The 19338-nt window shown below is 60.2% G+C and carries 18 protein-coding genes; 8 read left to right on the top strand and 10 right to left on the bottom strand.

Annotated features, from left to right (window positions below):
* Window positions 1-6: 6 nt before the first annotated feature.
* The 3 genes from ATY29_RS01155 to ATY29_RS01145 all read right to left on the bottom strand — a co-directional run bounded on the left by ATY29_RS01155 (window position 7) and on the right by ATY29_RS01145 (window position 3154).
* Complete coding sequence (locus ATY29_RS01155) at window positions 7-837, bottom strand: carbohydrate ABC transporter permease (RefSeq protein WP_097534684.1); 831 nt, start codon at window positions 835-837, stop codon at window positions 7-9.
* Window positions 837-1823: a carbohydrate ABC transporter permease gene (locus tag ATY29_RS01150; protein ID WP_097534681.1), complete on the bottom strand. Its 987-nt coding sequence runs from the start codon at window positions 1821-1823 to the stop codon at window positions 837-839. Before ATY29_RS01150 ends, ATY29_RS01155 begins: the two co-directional genes overlap by 1 nt.
* Window positions 1824-1891: 68 nt before the next feature.
* Window positions 1892-3154, bottom strand: coding sequence for an ABC transporter substrate-binding protein (locus ATY29_RS01145; protein ID WP_097534670.1), 1263 nt, complete (start codon window positions 3152-3154; stop codon window positions 1892-1894).
* A gap of 269 nt (window positions 3155-3423) precedes the next feature.
* Here ATY29_RS01145 and ATY29_RS01140 point away from each other — a divergent pair, with 269 nt between their 5' ends.
* On the top strand, window positions 3424-4440 hold the full coding sequence (locus tag ATY29_RS01140; RefSeq protein WP_025417725.1) for a substrate-binding domain-containing protein: 1017 nt from the start codon (window positions 3424-3426) through the stop codon (window positions 4438-4440).
* A 42-nt stretch (window positions 4441-4482) separates the two neighbouring features.
* On the opposite strand, the gene repC is transcribed toward ATY29_RS01140, so the two are convergent.
* From repC to ATY29_RS01110, 6 genes are all read right to left on the bottom strand, one after another.
* Window positions 4483-5787 carry a plasmid replication protein RepC gene (gene repC, locus ATY29_RS01135; RefSeq protein WP_097534668.1) on the bottom strand — a complete coding sequence of 435 codons (1305 nt, stop codon included), beginning with the start codon at window positions 5785-5787 and terminating at the stop codon, window positions 4483-4485.
* Window positions 5788-5940: 153 nt separating this feature from the next.
* Entirely contained in the window at window positions 5941-6942 is a 1002-nt protein-coding gene (gene repB / locus ATY29_RS01130; protein ID WP_097534666.1) for a plasmid partitioning protein RepB, read from the bottom strand.
* Between the two features lie 4 nt (window positions 6943-6946).
* On the bottom strand, window positions 6947-8140 hold the full coding sequence (gene repA, locus ATY29_RS01125) for a plasmid partitioning protein RepA (RefSeq protein WP_097534664.1): 1194 nt from the start codon (window positions 8138-8140) through the stop codon (window positions 6947-6949).
* 611 nt (window positions 8141-8751) lie between these two features.
* Window positions 8752-9162, bottom strand: a complete 411-nt coding sequence (locus ATY29_RS01120) for a type II toxin-antitoxin system VapC family toxin (RefSeq protein ID WP_097534662.1) — start codon at window positions 9160-9162, stop codon at window positions 8752-8754.
* A complete protein-coding gene (locus ATY29_RS01115) occupies window positions 9159-9392 on the bottom strand; it encodes an AbrB/MazE/SpoVT family DNA-binding domain-containing protein (RefSeq protein ID WP_003572614.1) in 234 nt (77 codons plus the stop codon). Before ATY29_RS01115 ends, ATY29_RS01120 begins: the two co-directional genes overlap by 4 nt.
* Before the next feature lie 69 nt (window positions 9393-9461).
* Entirely contained in the window at window positions 9462-10214 is a 753-nt protein-coding gene (locus tag ATY29_RS01110; protein ID WP_097534660.1) for an SDR family oxidoreductase, read from the bottom strand.
* A gap of 341 nt (window positions 10215-10555) precedes the next feature.
* On the opposite strand from ATY29_RS01110, the gene ATY29_RS01105 reads away from it, so the two are divergent.
* The 7 genes from ATY29_RS01105 to ATY29_RS01075 all read left to right on the top strand — a co-directional run bounded on the left by ATY29_RS01105 (window position 10556) and on the right by ATY29_RS01075 (window position 17977).
* Entirely contained in the window at window positions 10556-14191 is a 3636-nt protein-coding gene (locus ATY29_RS01105; protein WP_097534732.1) for a PAS domain-containing protein, read from the top strand.
* Window positions 14188-14829 carry a response regulator transcription factor gene (locus ATY29_RS01100; RefSeq protein WP_003572620.1) on the top strand — a complete coding sequence of 214 codons (642 nt, stop codon included), beginning with the start codon at window positions 14188-14190 and terminating at the stop codon, window positions 14827-14829. The genes ATY29_RS01105 and ATY29_RS01100 overlap by 4 nt, the downstream gene beginning before the upstream one ends.
* Window positions 14830-14831: 2 nt before the next feature.
* Window positions 14832-15209 carry a response regulator transcription factor gene (locus ATY29_RS01095; RefSeq protein ID WP_003572622.1) on the top strand — a complete coding sequence of 126 codons (378 nt, stop codon included), beginning with the start codon at window positions 14832-14834 and terminating at the stop codon, window positions 15207-15209.
* A gap of 1 nt (window position 15210) precedes the next feature.
* Window positions 15211-15903 carry a response regulator transcription factor gene (locus tag ATY29_RS01090; RefSeq protein ID WP_097534658.1) on the top strand — a complete coding sequence of 231 codons (693 nt, stop codon included), beginning with the start codon at window positions 15211-15213 and terminating at the stop codon, window positions 15901-15903.
* 203 nt (window positions 15904-16106) lie between these two features.
* The gene (locus ATY29_RS01085) at window positions 16107-16466 is read left to right on the top strand and encodes an ArsR/SmtB family transcription factor (RefSeq protein ID WP_097534656.1); all 360 of its coding nucleotides are present in this window, start codon (window positions 16107-16109) and stop codon (window positions 16464-16466) included.
* Window positions 16467-16652: 186 nt separating this feature from the next.
* On the top strand, window positions 16653-17318 hold the full coding sequence (locus tag ATY29_RS01080; protein WP_003572629.1) for a nitroreductase: 666 nt from the start codon (window positions 16653-16655) through the stop codon (window positions 17316-17318).
* Between the two features lie 86 nt (window positions 17319-17404).
* Window positions 17405-17977, top strand: a complete 573-nt coding sequence (locus ATY29_RS01075; protein WP_097534654.1) for an NADPH-dependent FMN reductase — start codon at window positions 17405-17407, stop codon at window positions 17975-17977.
* 166 nt (window positions 17978-18143) lie between these two features.
* On the opposite strand, the gene ATY29_RS01070 is transcribed toward ATY29_RS01075, so the two are convergent.
* Window positions 18144-19331, bottom strand: a complete 1188-nt coding sequence (locus tag ATY29_RS01070; RefSeq protein ID WP_097534730.1) for a galactarate dehydratase — start codon at window positions 19329-19331, stop codon at window positions 18144-18146.
* Window positions 19332-19338 lie beyond the last annotated feature (7 nt).

Below are 19338 nucleotides of genomic sequence, written 5' to 3'. Positions count from 1 at the left end.
ACTCCCTCAACCCTTCACGCCGCCGGCGGTCAGCCCGGAAATGATCCGGCGCTGGAATATCAAAACAAGCACGACAACCGGCACGGTGACGATCACCGAAGCCGCCATGATGTTGCCCCAGGGGATTTCGAATTCGCTGTTGCCCGACAGCAAGGCAATCGCGACCGGGACGGTTCGCTGCGTATCGGAGGATGTGAACGTCAGCGCGAAAAGGAACTCGTTCCAGGCGGTGATGAAGGCGAGCAGCCCGGTCGTCACCAGCGCCGGCCACATCAGCGGCATGAACACCTGGGTGACAATGACCCATGGCGAGGCGCCATCGACGATCGCCGCCTCCTCGATCTCGATCGGCAATTCCCGCATGAACGTGGTCAGCACCCAGACGGTGAACGGCAGCGTGAAGATCATGTAGGAGAAGATCAGCGCGAAGGGCGTGTTGAAGATGCCGATCCAGCGGATGAGTTCGAAGAGGCCTGCGAGCACGGCAATCTGCGGGAACATCGACACCGAAAGAATTGTCAGCATCAAGAGTGCCCGTCCGCGGAAGTGCACGCGGGCCAAAGCGAAGGAAGCGGTGATCGAAAGTAACAGCGATGCTGAAACCACGATGCAGGCGATCATCGCGGAATTTGCAAGACTGCGGACGAAACCGCCCTGCCCCATCACGGAAGTGTAGTTGCCGAAGGAGATCGAGGTCGGCCAATAGTCGACTTTGAAAAGCGCCGTACCGGTCTTCAGGCTGGTGAGGATCGCATAGTAGAACGGAAATACCGCAATGATCACGATGATCGTGACCAGCAGGTAGAAGAGCGTATTCTTGGTGATCGAAAGCAGCATCAGCTTTCCTCCCCGCCGAGCCTGACGCGGCCGAGCCAGATATAAAGGACGGTGACGGAAGCGATGATGAGGAAAAGCACTGTCGAGGCGGTAGCGCCGTAGGCGAACTTGTCGAAGTCGAACAGGTTTTCCCGCGCCATGACCGACATGGTCTTTGTCTGCGCATTGTTGGGCGTCAGAACATAGATCAGGTCGAAGATGCGCATCGCATCCAGCATCCGGAATATCACGGCAACCATGATGGCAGGCCGGATCAGCGGCACCGTCAGACGCCAGAACACCTTGATCGGATTGACGCCATCGATTCTGGCCGCTTCATAAATATCTCCCGGCACCATCTGAAGTCCGGCAAGGATTAGAAGCGCCATGAAGGGCGTCGTCTTCCAGACGTCGACGATCAGCACGGCGATCATCGCCGTTTCCGGATTGGCGGTCCAGGCGATCTTCTCGCTGATTAAGCCGAAGCCGAGCAGAACATCATTGAGAATGCCGAACTGATCGTTGAGCATCCAGGCCCACATCTTGGCCGAAACGATGGTCGGGATCGCCCAGGGAATGAGGATTGCGGCGCGAACGATGCCCCGCCCGACGAACTGTGCGTTCAGCACCAACGCAACGATCAAGCCGAGCACAGTCTCGATCGTCACCGAAAGGAGAGTGAATTTGGCCGTGTTCCAGACGGCAGTCCACCAGACCGGATCGGCGAGCAGGCCGCGATAGACGGTCTTTCCGCTCTTCAGCGTCACCCACGACAGATAATTGGCAAAGCCGACGAATTGCGCATTGCCAAGGTCGTTGAGCGACGCATTCGTAAAGCTGAAATAGATCGTTCTGAACAGCGGCCAGCCGGCGACGATTGCCAGGATCAACAGCGTCGGCGCCAGGAACACCCAGGCCGATCGGATGCGCTCGGATCGCAGCTCCGTAGAGGCCCTGAGACGGGAAACCCTTGGTTCAACTGCTTGTGGAACTGCGATTTCGGTCATGAAAGCCTACCCCTGTTTAAGCCCTCCGGAGAGTGGACCGACGACCTGACGGTCGCCGGTCCCGTTCCTCACCAGGCGTCGCCCTTGAGGGCCGTCAGGTCGGCTTCGAGGAGCTCGAGGTTCTCGGCAGCCGAGCCGCTGCCGGACAGCGTATTGTGCACTGCCGTCCAGAACTTCGACGAGACTTCGTTGTACTTCACCTTGGCTGTTGCCGAAGGACGCGGCACTGCGTCCTGGAAAATGGGTTTCCAGTTCGGCATGAAGGGCTGCGCGGCGGCGACATCCTTGTCATCATAAAGGTCGGTCAGTGTCGGGAGATTGGACAGCTCGATGGCTCGGGCCTTCTGCACGTCCTTCGACGCCAGGAATTTTACGAGCGCGATGGCTGCTTCCTGTTTTTCCGAATATTTCGACACCGCCAGGTTCCAGCCGCCCAGCGTGGAAGACGGCTTGTCGCCGGCGGCCGCAACCGGCAGCGTCATCACGTCGAACTTGCCCTTCACGGCGCTGTCGGCACCATTGCCGAGGGAATAGGCATAGGGCCAGTTGCGCATGAAGACGGCATTGCCGGTCTGCCAGACGCCGCGCGATTCCTCCTCCTGATAGGCGAGCACGCCGGGCGGCGAGATCGTGCCGATCCAACCCTTGGCGCGTTCGAGCGCTGCTGCCGCCTTCTCGTTGTTGATCGAGATCGTCCCGTCCGGCTCGACGATCTGCCCGCCCCCCGACGACTTCACCCATTCCAGTGCGTTGCAGGTCAGCCCTTCGTAGGAATTGCCCTGAAAGACGTAACCCCAAAGGTCCTTCTGGCCGGCCTGACGTTCCTTATCCTGAACCTCTTTGGCGGTTGCGGCCATCTCGTCCCAGGTCTTCGGCGGCTGCTTGCCATACTTCTCGAGCAGGTCCTTTCGGTAAAACAGCGCCGGAGCATCGGTAAACAACGGCAGCGCCACGAGCCGGCCATTGACGGTCTGCGAGGCGATGATCGACGGAAAGAACTGGCCGGCCACGTCCTTGGTGGCCTCCTTCAGATCAATGAACTGGTCCGCAAGCTGCGGCGCCCAGATGACATCGGTCTGATAGACGTCGATGTCCTTGTTTCCTGCAGCAAGCCACAAGCGATATTGCGAGAACTGCTCGCTGCTCGATGACGGCATGGTGACGAGCTTCACCTGATTGCCGGTCTCCTTCTCGAAAATTGCGAGCTGCTTGTTCAGGAATTCGACGTTCTTGCCCGTGGTGTTGGCGGCAAATGAAATCTCAGCGGCATCGATGGGGCCGGCAGCGATCGCAAAACTAAGCGCGGACAAGGCTAGAGCAAACTTTTTCATAATCTCCTCCCAGAAATTGAAATCGATTTGGCCAACGGAACATCGCAGAAGGTTTCAACGGCGTCAAGCTGCCATAAACAGCCTCTTTCGGTTGTTTTTTCGTAAAGACAACTCACTTTACAGCGTCAAGGCGGTATTTATCGACTTTCATAGGCAGGTGCCCGGCGCTAAAAATTGAAATCGCTTTCAATTTTGACCGAATTGGCACTTGTCCGTTGCGCATTGCCAACGCTTCGTCCATTGATTTGCCGGGACAAAGAAGACATCCGATGAAACTTCGCGAATTTGCAAAGCAGCTTGGGCTCTCTCCGACGACGGTCAGCCGTGCGCTCAGCGGCTATCCCGAGGTGAGTGAAGCCACGCGCGCCCGGGTCGCGAGCGAAGCAATGCGGCTTGGCTATCGCCCCGATATCAATGCCGTGCGGCTAAAGACCGGGCGAGCCGGAGCGATAGGCGTTATGATGGGGCGCTCGGGGGAAATCCATTTCGCTGAGTTCATGGCGGGGATGGCGCAGCGCCTTGAAACAGCCGACACGGATATTCTCATTACGCCTATTACCGCGCACAATGACGACGACGAGATACAGGCCTACCGACGCCTGGTCGAAAGCCGCCGAGTGGATGCAGTGATCATCCATTCGCCTCGCCCCAGGGACCCGCGGATCGAGATGCTGAACAGCTTGGGCCTGCCTTTCCTGGTCCACGGCCGCTCGGAGACGGAGCACGTTCACGCGTGGCTCGATATCGACAATGAAAATGCCGTGCGCAGAGTGACCGAACACCTGCTCGGTCTCGGCCACCGGCGCATTGGCATGATCAATGGCCTGCGGGGAAAGACCTATTCAATCCATCGCGAACAGGGTTTTCGGACAGCCCATCAGGAGCATGGGCTTGCCGCAGATCCGAACCTCATGGTCTGCGATAAGTTCTCCGACGAGAGCGGCTTTCGCCATGCCCGCTCCTTTCTGGAAAGTACCAATGCGCCGACCGCCATCGTTGCCGGTTCCACGATGACAGCGCTTGGTGTCTACCGCGCCGTCCGTTCGCTCGGAATGACGGTGGGCCAGGATGTTTCCGTCATCGCTCATGACGACGTCTTTCCCTATTTGACGGCCGAGAATATGGTCCCGTCGCTCTCGACCACGCGGTCCTCCATGCGTGCCGCGGGCACACGTTGCGCCGAGCTGACGCTACAGCTTATCACTGGGCGCGCCGCAGACGAGATCCATGAATTGTGGCCGGTCGAGCTGATCCTACGGGAAAGTACCGCGCCGCCGCGCAGGTGAGAGCAACCTGCCGATGCACGACTGCGATGCAGCTGAAGTCCATCAGCTGGCATCGCGCCGCACTCCACCATTCGCCCGCACCAGCGCCATCAGCATCGGGCCGATGGCAAACTCACCTTTCTCGGTCCTTCGGGTGAGATCGCGGAGGTAACCGCCGGGCGAATTGATGTGCCCGCCCCTTTCCAGAATGCAGGCAATCACGGTCGCGGCATTTTCCGGCCCCATGCCGGCGCAGGCTTCCTCATAGGCCGAAGGGCTGACTCCGAGCATCGAGCGGACGACGACAGCGGCCGACATCAGGTCGCGCCAGTTGCCGATCGTTCCTCCCGGCCCATAATCGAGAATTTGCGGGCAGGCCTGGAGAACGAGGCCGAGCGGGAAGGATTTCAGTGTATGTCCCGCCGCCGGTTCGGCCGCGCCGGGTCTCCTGCCGCTTATTGCGCCGGCAGACGCCGGATGTTTCAGCCTTTGTTCGTCCGGCGGCCCGGCGATCGGGTCGTTATCGGCCGCAGGCTTCGCGTCCTGCTTCGTTTCGAAGCTTGGTTCAAGTTCAGAAATGTAGTTTGGATTTGAATTCTGTTTGTGACGCTCAAAATGAGACTCATTGGCGTCTATTTTTTGTGATTTTACATGCCTTTCCAGCAGGTTGACGACTTCGTCGCGGAGCAGCCACATCTCGTCAAGCAGGGTGGCCAATTCCTCGGCCTCCGCCACGCGCGGAATCCTGCGCACGAGATCGCGAAACATCGACGACATCTGCTCCCAGTCGCCGGGCACAGCTTCATCGAGCGCCGCTGAGATCAGCTTCGAGATATCTCTCCTGCACAGGGTGAGACTTTCCCTGGTCGCGCGAATGAGCTCTCGGTCGGCAACCACCTCGGCGGCCAGACCTTCAATCTCGACTGCGCGCGCAAGCAGTGGCGCAACGCTGAAGCCGAAAGCCTCACCGATCTCCCCTGCCCTGTCGCGGCGCGCATAGCGCTTTCCGTTCGGGCTGTCCTTTCTCAGGATCAGGCCGGCCTCGACCAGCACGGCAAGATGCCGTCGCAGCGTCGCGGGCGTCATACCCCGGGCGCGGAGCGAAAGCTGCGCATTCGAGGGAAAGACGATCAGGCCCTTCTCCTCAGAAATCTCATCATCAGGATAGAAGGTCAGAAGCGCGTCGAGCACCGTCAGCGCCCGATCGGTCACGCCGAGCGCCGGCCGCGCCTCACAGATCGCCCGAAACAGTTTCCACTTGCTACGCTTCATTCCCGGCTCGATGGTCTCGGCCAATTGCTGGCTTGCCAGCATGCCAAGCGACATCGGCCGCCGCCCAAAGGGCGTCGTCACATATCCACTCTCCATTGCCTTCACCTTCGTTCAGGCAAAAGAAAACCATCCACCAATTTGGTGCCTAAGACGCTTGACTGTGATTCGAGGAAATGCGATTCTCGATGTGCTTAAGATCTGAGAAGGGCTTCCACGACGGCGTCGTTGGGGGCCTTTTTCTTTTGCGCGTTACGCTCCTCTGTCCTTGTTGAACTCCTGGAACAGACCCTTCAGCCTGTCCTGGACGAATTGATCGAATCCGGGTGCGCTCTTGCCGTCGAAGACGAAAGTGGCTCCCGATCCTGTCTTCTTGATCATCACAGGCACCCCGCTGACCGCGGATTTGACCACTGCCAGCCTCTGTGCCGCTGTCTTTTTCGTTGCCAGGACGAGTGCTCGGTGAAATCGCTCGTCACTCGGGATTTTGCGCGCGTCGTCCGCGGACAACTCCGCGACGATCTTCTCGATATCGGCGCTCTCAATCCGCTCGCCCAGTTCCAGCCATCTCCGGCGGCCGATATCCGGCGCTGGACCGATGGCATTGATAAGATCAAGCGGTACCTGCCGTATGACAATCAGCATCCTCGACAGCGCCGCCTTGTCGACGCCGAGAGCCGCCATGATCACATCGCGGCCAAAGCTGCGTTCTTCAAGACGCGATGCGAAAAGCGCACGTTCGATGTATGAAAGATTGGTTCTGGCGCTGTTTTCCTGTCCCTGGCTGACGACCAGCTGGCCGTCGGTGAGATCGCGGACGACCGCGCGCACCCTGATGCCGATTTCTCTTGTGGCCGCCAGGCGACGATGGCCGTAAGCCACCTGATAACGCCCTCTGGTTTCGGGATGCGGGCGAACCAGTATCGGAACCTGCTGCCCGTGCTCGCGGATCTGCTCGACAAGCTGAGCAAGTTCAACGGCGTCGATCGCCAATCGGTCACTGACGAAGGATGCGTCGATCAGGCCGGGATCGAGATCGACGATGGTCTGGCCGGCCGCGAGCTGCCGCTCCAGTTCGCTCGCCCGTTCCATTTTCTCGGTAATGTTGCCGAGCGTCTTGGTGATGCCCCCGACCGGTGCGGCACTGCGCTCCTGCGGCACGAACCCGGCGATCGGTCGATTGTCGCGCGGTGCGACAGCTTCGGTTCTTGCCGGGCTCGGAGCGGAAATCTCGATGAGGTTCTTACGCGCCATCTATCTATTTCCTTCCCCAGGTCGAACGAATATGGGCTTCGATCTCGCCGTTCACCAGGTTGAGGGAGTCTAGCGCGCGGTCATAGGTTCCACGGGTGAACTGTGACCGCTCGACCTCGTAGAGGGTCTGCTTGGTGACGCCGGCATCGGCGACCGCCGTCGATTTCACCATGGCATTGTGAAGCATTCGATTGCCGAAGATCGCCCGCATGAAACCGGTCATCTGGCTCTGCGGTCCATCGTTCGGCTCGAACCGCGTGACGAGATAGCGCATCCAGTCATAGCTGGTGCGTCCGCCGGCCTTCTCCACGACCGACATCAGCTCGCTTGTCATCGTCAGAAACTGTGACATCGACATGACGTCGAGCATCTGCGGATGGACTGTGATCAGGACCGAGGTCGCCGCGCAGAGCGCCGACATCGTCAGGAACCCTAGCTGCGGCGGGCAATCGACGACGACGACATCGTAAAGGCTCTCGATCTCCGTCAGCACCTCGCCAATGCGGGCGAAGAACATCGTCTCCGCCTTACCCGACGACATCGCCTTTGGCGTCTCGTGCTCGAACTCCATCAGCTCGAGGTTTCCAGGAATAAGGTGCAGATTGGGCGTGTAGGTGGCGCGCACGATATCGGCAATGGGACGAGGATCCTCATAGCGTATCGCGCCGTAGATCGTTTCGCCCTCTCCGACGTCGAATTCCGGTTGATGGCCGAACAGGGCGGACAAAGACGCTTGCGGATCAAGGTCCACGGCAAGAACGCGGTAGCCCCTCAGCGCCATGAACTGGGCCAGATGAGCTGCGGTGGTGGTCTTGCCCGAGCCGCCCTTGAAATTCATCACGGAAACGATCTGGAGCTTTTCCCCCGGCCTGCGGGCCGGCACATATTTCGGTGTTCCGTTCCGCTCATCGAGGACCCGGCGGATCCGATCCATATCCGTCGCGCTATAGAGCCGCCGTCCGTTCGCCAGCGGATCAGGCCCATGGCCATCGGCAGCCACCTGCCGGAGATAACCTTCGCCGATGCCGATGAAGGCCGCAGCCTCCGCCGGCGAAAATGTTCTGATCGTCTTTCGCGACAGCGGGGGGAAGATTTTTGCCTGATGCTGCTGAAGCTGATAAGACAACTCCTGCGCATCCGTTGCCAGAAGCGACGGCAGATGCTCTTGATCGTCCTGAAGCGCAAGACTCGGCTGCATGATCTTTTTCCCAAATAACTGCGCAATTTTTGACGAAAGCGCCTCAGTTGCGCAGTTACTATATGCCGCGATTCGTGGCCGAAATACAAATGCTTAACCAAAAGCCGGATTAAGGCATGTGGACAAAGCGCGCGAAACCGGAGTTTCGCGGGGTGGTTCGGGCCCTCCAGGGTACTCGCGGGCAAGGTCTACGCTCCCGTTATGCACATGAATTCCTTTGAATTTATGTGACGGGCTGTGAAGGATGGAAGGGCTCCGTCTGCCTATTGTCCGTCGTCTTTCGGGTAGTTGCCGCCGTGGATCACCAGGCGCCCGTCGGAAGCTTTGTCCGGTCGAATATCCTCATGCTTCCGTCTTGCCGCTCGCGTCGGTCAGGTGAGACGATACCCGGAAAGCGTGTGGCGACCGGCCGGTCGCCCGGCGTGGTAACCCCCGATTGCGATCAGCCGATTTCGTTCGTCAACGAGGCGACGGACCAGCCCGTGCGTTCGAACTGAAGCGACCGATCCCGATGAGGTCGGTCATGCCGCTCGACGCAAAGGTGGAAATCCGTGCACCATCTGGCGTCGCGCCATCGAAGGTTTCTTGAAGCTCGCTTAGATCGCGCCGACCTACGCCTCGGGACGCGGCGCTATCAATTTCAATGAGGGGAAATAGCTGCGATAGCGACCGACATCTCGCGTCAGGAGCGGCAATTGTTGCACGGCCGCGTGAGCGCCGATGAAGAAGTCGGGAAGCACGCCGGTGCGGGTCCCGCCAGCCTTGCGATATTGCGTGATGACCTTGCCGGCAAGAAACAACGCGGGCTTGGGTATGGGCCTGATGTCGAGGCCAGCCTCTTCCACAAACGCCTCCAGCGCTTCAATCCTTTCATATCGAACCGCAAGTTCGGCATAGATGACATCGTTGATTAGCAGCGGACCTTCAAGACTGGCCGTCTCGAGCTGAGCAACAGACCAACCCGACCAGTTCGGATCGTCGGTCACGAGGTCCAGGAGCACGTTGGTATCGACAAGTGTCACGTTTCGCCGCGCGTCAAAGCCATGATGGCATCCGTATCAAGGCCCTTGCCAGCATGGCCGCGCAGTTTCTCGAAGCGGCTGGCTGGCCGATTCCTGTCGGCGCGCGTAAGAACCACACTGCCGTCGGGAGCACGATGAAAATCCACCTTGCTGCCTGGAACGATGCCAAGCATGTCCCGCACGGCCCGGGGAATGGTCACCTGACCTTTCGCGGTAACAGTCGTGGCCATAGTGAGCGCCCTTTGTAATACTCCCTTGGCGGAAGGTATTACTTCTTTCGACAAATTTCAAGGTCGCCGCTAAGACGCCATCGACTGGTTGAGCCATTCGGAGAGCTTCTCGGTCGCCATCCGCGCACCGGCGCCAGGAAGCAGTGCGTCGTCGGTCAATTCGACACCGAAATACGAGGTGGACGGATCCGTTATCACAGGACGCTCGTCTTCGTTTGCGGCGAGATAGATCCGTGCGATTTCATCGACACCGAACTGTTCCGGACCGCCGATTTCGACGATACCGCCCAAAGGCGGTGCGACGGTCAATTCGGCCAGGAAGGCAGCGACGTCACCGGCTGCGACCGGCCTCATCGGGGCCGGAGGCAGCCGAAAGACGTCGCCTTGCGCTCCAATGTCGATCAATCCGCTGATGAACTCGTAAAACTGCGTGGAGCGGAGGATCGTATAGGGGCGACTTGACGCCCGGATAAGATTCTCCTGCACCATTTTCGCTCGAAAATAGTCGCTTTCCACGAGCAGGGGCGTGCCGACCACCGAGAGGGCGAGATAATGCCCCACGCCGGCGTCAGCGGCGGCCGAGAGCAAGTTCTTCGTCGACGTCTTGAAGAAGTCCAGTGCAGCGCTGTCGCCGAATGATGCAGCGTTGGTTACATCAACGACCATGTCGGTTCCCGCTATAGCCGCTTCGAGGCCCCTGCCTGAAACCGTATCGACGCCAAACGAGAAGGATGCGGCCGTGACCTCGTGGCCCGACCGGCGCAGGATTTCGCTAAGTCGCGTTCCGATGAGGCCGCTTGCTCCCACCACGGTAATTTTCATGTCGGCCTCCTCGCGATCGATTCGATCGACAATGACCGGAAGGCCAAAACCCTTCCATCATGCGTATGGCTCGTCGCCCTAGCCCTAGGTATAACTGAGTAGACCCAGGGTTTAGGATGACCCAGCGGGACGGGAGAGGTTCCCCGCTTGCTCCTTCGCGCCGAAGATCCGGACGCCAGCGCAACGCTACTCTCTGCGCAACGTATGGATTTCCATGTGTTGCGGCTGTGGTTTGACGGGATTACGGTTCGACCATGAGCTCGCCAGCCCCGACATCAAGAACGAGTGCTGAACCAAATGCCGATAATCCCCCGGCCTTGTCTGTCCGGCAGGAGCAGTGGATAATGAGCATCTGGTCGCACCGCCCCCGAGCCCTGTATCTTGGGCTCTTCATCGCCGCCTATGTGCTCGCCTGCGGCTTTGCTCAGCTGCTCGCGATCGTACCGGGAACGGGTATTTCCATCTGGCCCCCGGGCGGGCTCTTCATCGCAACGCTCATCCTCGCCCCCAGGCGCAGCTGGCCATGGTGGATATTGGGAGGCTGCCTGGCAGAGCTCCTCAGCAATGCCATCTGGTTTTACAGCCCGCTGCCTGCAGCCTTCCTGATCTATGTCGGCAACGCTCTTGAAGCGGTGGTCGCGGCATGGCTGGTCAATTGGACCTTGAGGCGGCCGGCGCAGCTGGAAACCTTGCAGGAGGTTCTCGCATTCGTTCTGCTGGGCGCCGGAATTGCGCCGGTCGTCAGCGCGACGGTGGGAAGCGCGACGCTCGCCTGGTTCGGCATCCAATCGCAATCCTTCGTGACGGCCTGGCCTCTCTGGTGGATCGGTGACGCAACCGGCGTCCTGATCGTCGCGCCGCTGGCGCTTACCGTCCTTCAGAACTGGCGCGGCAAGACCCGGCTCTCGGCTGCACAATGGCTGGAAGCCTGCGTCCTTGGGCTCATTTTTCTCGGTGTCGCGGCTTTGTCGCTCAGCGGCTACCTTCCCTTCGCCTATATCATCATGCCGCCCCTTCTTTGGGCCGCGGTCCGCTTCGAGTTCAAGGGCGCGGCCATATCGCTTGCTCTTCTCGCCCTGATCACTGCCATCTTCACGATCACAGGCGCCGGCCAGTTTATCGGCGATCCCGAGTCCCAGAAACACAAGCAGATCATGCTGCAGCTTTTTCTGGCCATCTCGGCGTTTTCCGCTCTCATTGTCGCCGCCATATCCAGGCAACACCAGCTGGCCGTGCTCACATTGCGACAAGGCGTGGAGACGTTGCGCGAGCGGGAGCAGGAACTCTCGCAGCTCGTCGACATGGTTCCAAGCCACGTCTGGCGTCTGACGCCTCAGGGCGAACCGACCTTCTTCAACAGACGAATGGTCGATTTCCTCGGTTTCGATGTCGCGGGTTCTGACAGGGCCGGCGTGAGCCGGCTGGAAGCGGTCGTCGCGGCCATCATTCACCCCGATGATGCAGCCGGCTTCCGGGATGCTCTCAACCATTGCCTCGCCACCGGGGAAAACTTCGCGATGCGGTATCGGCTGCGCCGCGCCGACGGCATCTATCACTGGATGTCGAGCCGCGCCGAGCCGATGCGGGATCAGACCGGCAGCATCGTCCAATGGTACGGCCTTTGCCACGACATCGACGATCAGGTCCGTGCCGAAGAGGCGGTGCGCCAAAGCGAGCGAGCGCTGCAGCAGATGATCGACGCGGTGCCGGTTCGCGTCTGGAGCGTCGAGCCGGCGAGCGGGTCGGTCTATTTCAATAAACGTTATCAGGACCATTTCCGCGCCGTCATCGCCGATTTCGACGCTCTCGGCAAACCGAGCATGGAAGAGCTGCTGCAGCGGCTGATTCATCCTGAAGATGCGCCCGACGTTCGGCGCACGCTACGGAATTGTTTCGAAAGCGACAGCGGCACCGCGATGCGGTTTCGCTGGCGCGAAATGGACGACGTCTACCGTTGGGCGGAATGCAGGGTGGAACCACGGCGCGACGACGATGGTGCGGTCGTACAATGGTACGGCGTGTCTCTCGACATCGACGAGGAGGTCCGAGCCCTGGAGGCATTGCGTGATCGCGAGCGCGAGCTCTCGCAGCTCGTGGACATGGTCCCAGTCCAGATCAGGCGCTTGACGCCGGACGGCGAGCCGGTCTTCTTCAACAAGCGCCTGATCGACTTTTTCGGTCTCGACGTGGGGGATATGGACAGGCCTGGCATGAGCCGCCTCTCGTCGGTCATTCACACCCTCGTTCACCCCGATGATTCAACGAGACTGCTGGAGACGGTTCACCATTCCCTTTCCAGCGGCGATCCCTTCTCGATAAAATACCGCATGCGCCGCGTCGATGGAGCCTATCGCTGGGTCGACGGCCGCGCCGAGCCGCTACGGGATCAAAACGGCGCGATCATCCAATGGTATGTGATATCGGTCGACATCGACGATGAGATGCGCGCGCAGGAAGCACTTCGCGACCGCGAGCGGGAGCTTTCGCAACTCGTAAACATGGTTCCGAGCCTGCTCTGGCGGCTTAATCCGGACGGTGCTCCGACCTTCTTCAATCAGCGTCTGACCGACTTCCTGGGTCTCGACATCGCTCATATGGAAAAGCCCGGCATGAGCAGGCTGGCGGCACTCATCGAAGCTGCCGTCCATCCCGACGATGCGGGCATTCTCGCCGAAGCCCTCAACCATTCCTTCTCCACGGGCGAACGCTTCTCCAAGCAGTATCGCCTGCGGCGCGCCGACGGCGTCTACCGCTGGGTCAAAGGCAGCGCCGAGCCGCTGCGGGATGAGAGCGGACAAATCCTTCAGTGGTACGGCCTCACCAATGACATCGACGATCAATTGCGCATCGAGGAGGAGCTGCGGGAGAGAGAACGTTCGCTCTGGCAGATCGTCGAGACGCTGCCGGCAATGATCGATTGCGCAGCGCCGGATGGAGAGCCGGTATACCGCAACCCCCAGCTCCGCGACTTCCTCGGATATAAGCTCGAAGAGCTTGACGGAACGGGAAAAACCCGGCTGGACGGCACGCTCGATGCCGGCGTTCATCCCGACGATGTGGCGGGGGTCAAAGAGAATTATGCTCACTCACTGGCTACCGGCGAACCCTATGCGCGACGGCACCGTCTGCGGCGGTTTGATGGCGAATATCGCTGGGTCGAAACACGCGCCGCGCCGATGCGCAATGCCGACGGCGTCATCGTCCAGTGGAACGTCATCTGCCTTGATATCGACGGTGAGGTTCGGGCGGAGGAAGATCTGCGTCAGGCGCGGGAGGGCCTTGCGCGGGCGAGCCAGGTTGCGAGCCTCGCCGAGCTTTCGGCCTCCATCGCCCATGAGGTGAACCAGCCGCTGGCGGCCGTCGTCGCCAACTCGCATGCCTGCCAGCGCTGGCTCCTGGCCGAGCCCCCGAACATGGAGCGGGCGCAGAGGACGGTCGAGCGCATCATCCGGGACGCCAACTCGGCCGCGGATGTCGTCAGCCGTATCCGCGCCCTGTTCAAACAATCCGCAGACAGGAGGGCTCATACGTCGCTTCCGGGCGTCGTCAGCGAAGCGCGCAACCTCATGGCCGAGGAAGCAGCGCGCCGCCGCGCCCGGATGGAGGTGGAGGTCGATGGCAACCTTCCGCTCATCGCCATCGATCGCGTCCAGATCCAGCAGGTTCTGATCAATCTCATCCGCAACGGCATCGAGGCAATGGACGCCGTCGCCGGTGACAGGGTGATCGGGGTGCGCGTACGCCATATGGGGAGTGCGGTTCAGACCGAAATCAGCGACGGCGGCCAGGGTATCGAATTTCCCGACAAGATGTTCGAGCCGTTCTTCACGACCAAGGAAAACGGCATGGGCATGGGCCTGGCGATCTGCCGCTCGATCGTCGAGCTGCACGGTGGACGATTATGGGCAGAGAAAAACAATCCGCACGGAGCGACGTTGATCTTCACATTGCCCATTGAAACAAAGGCGGCGTCATGACCGCGGACGACCATATTGTCTTCATCGTCGATGACGATGAACGCATCCGCGAAGCGCTCGGCGAGCTGCTGGATGCGCACGGCATGCGCGCCATCGCCTTCGAATCGGCCGGCGCCTATGTGAAAGCGGACAAGCCGGATGTGCCCGCCTGCCTCATCCTCGATATCGAACTGCCCGACATCAACGGCCTCGACCTGCAGAGGCAGATTGCCGACGGGGATCATCCGCCGATCGTTTTCATTACCGGACATGGCGACATCCCCTCCTCCGTGCGTGCGATCAAGAGCGGCGCCGTGGATTTCCTGACCAAACCGTTCAGTGACGCAGATTTGCTGGCGGCAATCCATGCGGCACTCGCCGAGGATCGGGAAAAGCGATCGGGACGCGCCGAGCTCGACATGCTCAAACGACATTATCTCGATCTGACGCCGCGCGAGCGCGAAGTGCTGCCGCTCGTGGTCAGCGGTCTTCTCAACAAGCAGGCGGCAGCCGAACTCGGGATCAGCGAAGTCACGCTGCAGATCCATAGAAGAAATGTGATGCAGAAAATGGCGGCGGCGTCGCTCGCCGATCTCGTGCGCATCGCGGAGAAACTGGAAATACCGATTACCCACTCGCGCCGGGTGGGGGGGAATTGAACATGAACGAGACAAGACATGTCGTTGCAATTGTCGATGACGATCCAAGACTGCTCGAATCGATGGGCGACCTTCTGGAATCGGCTGGTTATGTGGCCCGCGGCTTCCCGTCGGCGGGCTCACTGCTCGTCAGCGGGCTGTCGGACCTCGATGTGCTCATCACCGATATCGGAATGCCAGGCATTGACGGCTTCGAGCTTCGTGACCTGGTAAGAAAATCGCGTCCCGAATTGCCGGTGTTCCTGATCACGGGCCGCCACGAGATAGCCGATCAGGGCCGTGCTCAGGGAGGCGGCGGCTTCTTCCGCAAGCCCTTCGATGCCCAGGTCCTGCTGGCGGCCATCGCCAATGCTTTACACCAATCGAGAGATGGAGGGTAACATGAGAGTTGACCAGCCGTTGCTACGGAGATCGGCGCCGTTATCACTGCAGGGCAGATATGAAGATGGCCAGACGCTCGTCATTATCGTCGATGACGACCCAGCGGTTCGCGAGGCGCTGTCGGAGCTAATCCTGTCGGCGGGTTTTCAGTCGCTCAGTTTTGCCTCGACCCGCGAATTGCTTGATGCCGATATCCTGGAAAACCCCGGCTGTCTGATCCTCGATGTGCGCATGCCCGGAGCAAGCGGCCTCCACCTGCAGAGCCATCTGGCCGAAAACGGCATTTCCAAGCCGATCATCTTTCTGACCGGCCACGGTGACATCCCGATGACCGTCCAGGCGATGAAGGCCGGCGCCGTGGATTTTCTCACCAAGCCGGTGCGGGACCAGACGCTGCTTGACGCCATCACTGCGGCCATTGCGACGGATGCCGAACGACGGGCTGAAGCGGCAATCGCCAAACGCAATGTCAAACGCCTGGAGACGCTGACGCAGCGCGAGCGCGAAGTTCTTCACGAAGTGGCGCGCGGACGCCTCAACAAACAGATCGCCTTCGATCTCGGCATCAGCGAAGTGACGGTCAAACTGCATCGCAGCAACGTCATGCACAAGATGCAGGCGGCGTCGATCGGCGAACTGATCCGGGCCTGGGAGACGTTGCCGGCGCAAATGCGGCAGGCTGGCTCGCGTTAGTTTTCTGCCGAGCCCTTGCCAAAGACGAAGAATGCCGGCCTCGAACATCAATTGCCTGTCCATTTGATGCGCTCCGTATCCAATTTGCGTTGAAAAAGACGGCGCGGCGCCGCCAATGGGTTTCGCCGTGCCCCCCATGCGTTATCTCTAAATTAAACCCCGGGGATATGACCTCCGGCTTAATTCCATGAAGGAGATCCCGCCTGAACAATCGATCGCCAGCCGCGCCTTCCCCTGAAGCCAGCGCCTTCGACATCGAAGCAAGCTTCTTGTCGGCAATGGGGAACGCCAAACGACTTCACATTCTGCATCTGTTGACCGACGGAGAAGTGTCGGTGACCGTTCTGGCCGATGAGGTAGGATTAAGCCAATCTGCGACGTCCCAGCATCTGGCCATTCTTCGAGAACAGGGTCTCGTGCAGACGCGAAGGGCTGCCCAGACGATCTTTTATTCCCTTCAATCTGGCTCGGCCAGGACAATGCTCGATACGCTCGCCGACATCTTCAGATCGCACCGTCGCCCCCCAGCAGAACGCGTCCGAGCCGGGCACCCGACGAGATGACGAAGCCATGCTCTTGACGCTGGTGATTGGCCTCCTATCCTGCTGATGATCTTGCATGCAACATCCTCCGGACGCATCGATCCCTGATGGACCTTTGATGTACGTCTCCTAGACCGCGGTATGATTACGCCTCCGTTGTGAATGGAGATAATCAACCACATCAGCAATGAAACGGTAGAGGCGATCATGGACGTATATGAGGCAGTCACAAGCCGACGGTCGGTGCGCGGATTCAAAGACAGGCCTGTATCGAGGGAGATACTCGAGCGCGTGCTGTCGGCCGCGGCCTGGTCGCCGTCAGGATCGAACATCCAGCCGTGGAACACCTACGTGATGATCGGCGCGCCGCTGGCCGAACTCAAGACATCGGCCGTCGAGCGCGTCGCCCACGGCGACGCCTGGGACAAGCGGCAGTACGAGATGTATCCGCCGGCGCTGAAGTCCCCTTACGGAGAGCGCCGGTCCGCCTTCGGCAAGGAGCGCTACAGCGCGCTCGGCATTGCGCGCGAGGACTGGGAGGCGCGCCAGCGGGCAGCGATCGCCAACTGGAACTGCTTCGGCGCGCCCGCCGCCCTATTCTGCTACATCGATCGTGAGCTGGGCCCACCCCAATGGGCCGACGTCGGCATGTATCTGCAGACCGTTATGCTGCTGCTGCGCGCCGAAGGACTGCACAGCTGCCCGCAGATGGCGTGGTCACAGGTTCGCGAGACGGTCGCAGAGGCCGTGTCACCCCCGGACGGACTCATCCTCTTTTGCGGAATGTCGATCGGCTATGAGGATCCTGTGGTAAGCTTTGCCCGTACGGGCCGCGCCCCGCTCGCCGAGACGGTCACTTTCGTCGGCGATTAGCTGCTTGCGCTCCAAGGACGGGAGACCCCCTTCCATGCTTCCTGCGCATGATACGTCCTTTATCACGCGCGATACTGGAGAACGCCATGACCACGCATAAAGTAGGCTATCTCATTGGCAGCCTCGCAAAGGGCTCAATCAATCGCAAGCTCGCCAAAGCACTAGTGCGGTTCGCCCCGCCGGAACTTGAAATGTCGGAGGTACCCTTCAAGGACCTGCCCCTCTACAGCTACGACTATGACGCTGACTACCCTCCGGCCGGCAAGGCATTCAAGGCGGCGATCGCGGCCGTCGACGCCGTGCTGTTCGTCACGCCCGAATACAATCGATCCATCCCCGGCGGGCTGAAAAACGCAATCGACTGGGCGAGTCGCCCCTACGGCACCAACTCGTTCACACGCAAGCCGTCAGCGGTTATCGGCACATCGCCGGGCGCTATCGGCACGGCAGTCGCCCAGCAGAATTTGCGGAGCGTACTCAGTTTCTGCAATTCTCCCCAGATGAACGCCCCTGAAGCCTACATCCAGTTCACGCCGGGGCTGATCACCGATGACGGCGACGTCACGAACGAACCCACCGCAGAATTCCTTCGCAAGTTCATGCAGGACTTCCATGTTTTTATCGCCAGGGTTCGCTCGGTGTTGCCGAAAGACGCCTAGAGCAATTCCAGCAAAAGTGCGCAGCGGCTTTTGCGTCCGGAATTGCTGGATAACAAAGTGATAGAGCGTTCTCGTGACTCGAAGTAAACGGGAAATGCTCTAGACGGCACATAAAGGGAACCGGCCGCTCCCATGCGGCAGTGGTCAGCTCCCGGTTTTCGGGTCTCTAAGCGAAGGCGTAAGAACCATCCGGCCGCTTGGGCACGCGCCGCTGCCAGTGGATATAGCCTTCCTCCTCCATCGCCTTCTCGTCCATTTCGACGCCCCAACCGGGCCGATCCGGACGCAATTCCAGATAGCCGTCCTTCGGCAGATAGGGATCGACAACGTAGCGGGTTTCCCCTTCCCGCTTCTCGATATCGTTGCCGCCATAGACATAGGCCTGCCCCTTCGGCAGCCGGTATTCGAGGATGCGGAAATTCTGCGCCGCAGCCGAAAAATGAACGTTGACGGCCGTCGCAAGCGGGCCCATCGGATTGTGCGGGGCGATGCCGACGAAAAAGGCTTCGGCGAGCGTGGCAATACGGCGCATTTCGCTGATGCCGCCGACGACACAGATATCCGGCTGGATCAGATCGGCGCCCTTGACCTGCAGCAGCCGCAGGAACTCGTTTCTGTTATAGAGCGACTCCCCTGTTGCCAGCGTGCAGTTGAGGCCCTGTTTCAGGTCACCCCAGGCCTCGATATTCTCAGGGCGCAGCGGCTCCTCGAAAAACAGCGGGTCGTAGGGGGCAAGCGCGTTGCCGAGCTGGCGTGCAGCGACCGGCTCGAAGATCTTGGCGTGGGCGTCGAAAGCGATCTCGTATTCATCGTTGACCGTTTCGCGCAGCGAACGGAAATAATCCGCCGAGGCTTTGACCACATTGCCCCAGCGGTTGGAATGCATGTCGATCCGCCAGGGGCTGAGCTTGAAGGCGGAGAAACCCCATCCCTCCTTCAGGCGATCGAATTCGTCGCGGGCCGCCGGCGCATCGGGCGCGGTATAGACCCCGGCATAGACCTTGATGCGGTCGCGCACTTCGCCGCCGAGCAGCTTGTAAACCGGGACGTTCGCCGCCTTGGCCGCGAGATCCCACAGGCAATGGTCGAGCGCGGAGATCGCGGCAAGGCCAAGCGCGCCCGGCGGGAACCGGCTTTGCTGGATCAGCAGATTGACGAGATACTCGACGCGTGTCGGGTCCTGGCCTGATATAAATCCGTAGAGATAATCGAGCAGTGGCGGCAGCGCCTTGTCGGGGCCGTGATTGTAGCATTCGCCCCAGCCCGTCAACCCGTCATCGGTATCGAGCGCGACGATCACGCGCGGACGGTCCTTGTCGCGGGTCATGAAAACCCGCATGCGGTCGATCTTCATCATTCTG

Source organism: Rhizobium hidalgonense, from assembly GCF_002914525.1.
GTDB classification, from domain to species: domain Bacteria; phylum Pseudomonadota; class Alphaproteobacteria; order Rhizobiales; family Rhizobiaceae; genus Rhizobium; species Rhizobium hidalgonense.
This window is presented reverse-complemented; position numbering and strand designations above follow the sequence as displayed.

What these genes read in the sequence shown, in the direction of transcription:
- ATY29_RS01150 (WP_097534681.1), bottom strand. Translation starts at nt 1,823, where the DNA reads ATGACCGAAATCGCAGTTCCACAAGCAGTTGAACCAAGGGTTTCCCGT.
- ATY29_RS01115 (WP_003572614.1), bottom strand. Translation starts at nt 9,392, where the DNA reads ATGGCCACGACTGTTACCGCGAAAGGTCAGGTGACCATTCCCCGGGCC.
- repA (WP_097534664.1), bottom strand. Translation starts at nt 8,140, where the DNA reads ATGCAGCCGAGTCTTGCGCTTCAGGACGATCAAGAGCATCTGCCGTCG.
- ATY29_RS01145 (WP_097534670.1), bottom strand. Translation starts at nt 3,154, where the DNA reads ATGAAAAAGTTTGCTCTAGCCTTGTCCGCGCTTAGTTTTGCGATCGCT.
- ATY29_RS01090 (WP_097534658.1), top strand. Translation starts at nt 15,211, where the DNA reads ATGAGAGTTGACCAGCCGTTGCTACGGAGATCGGCGCCGTTATCACTG.
- ATY29_RS01100 (WP_003572620.1), top strand. Translation starts at nt 14,188, where the DNA reads ATGACCGCGGACGACCATATTGTCTTCATCGTCGATGACGATGAACGC.
- ATY29_RS01155 (WP_097534684.1), bottom strand. Translation starts at nt 837, where the DNA reads ATGCTGCTTTCGATCACCAAGAATACGCTCTTCTACCTGCTGGTCACG.
- repB (WP_097534666.1), bottom strand. Translation starts at nt 6,942, where the DNA reads ATGGCGCGTAAGAACCTCATCGAGATTTCCGCTCCGAGCCCGGCAAGA.
- ATY29_RS01095 (WP_003572622.1), top strand. Translation starts at nt 14,832, where the DNA reads ATGAACGAGACAAGACATGTCGTTGCAATTGTCGATGACGATCCAAGA.
- ATY29_RS01080 (WP_003572629.1), top strand. Translation starts at nt 16,653, where the DNA reads ATGGACGTATATGAGGCAGTCACAAGCCGACGGTCGGTGCGCGGATTC.
- ATY29_RS01075 (WP_097534654.1), top strand. Translation starts at nt 17,405, where the DNA reads ATGACCACGCATAAAGTAGGCTATCTCATTGGCAGCCTCGCAAAGGGC.
- ATY29_RS01110 (WP_097534660.1), bottom strand. Translation starts at nt 10,214, where the DNA reads ATGAAAATTACCGTGGTGGGAGCAAGCGGCCTCATCGGAACGCGACTT.
- ATY29_RS01140 (WP_025417725.1), top strand. Translation starts at nt 3,424, where the DNA reads ATGAAACTTCGCGAATTTGCAAAGCAGCTTGGGCTCTCTCCGACGACG.
- repC (WP_097534668.1), bottom strand. Translation starts at nt 5,787, where the DNA reads ATGGAGAGTGGATATGTGACGACGCCCTTTGGGCGGCGGCCGATGTCG.
- ATY29_RS01070 (WP_097534730.1), bottom strand. Translation starts at nt 19,331, where the DNA reads ATGAAGATCGACCGCATGCGGGTTTTCATGACCCGCGACAAGGACCGT.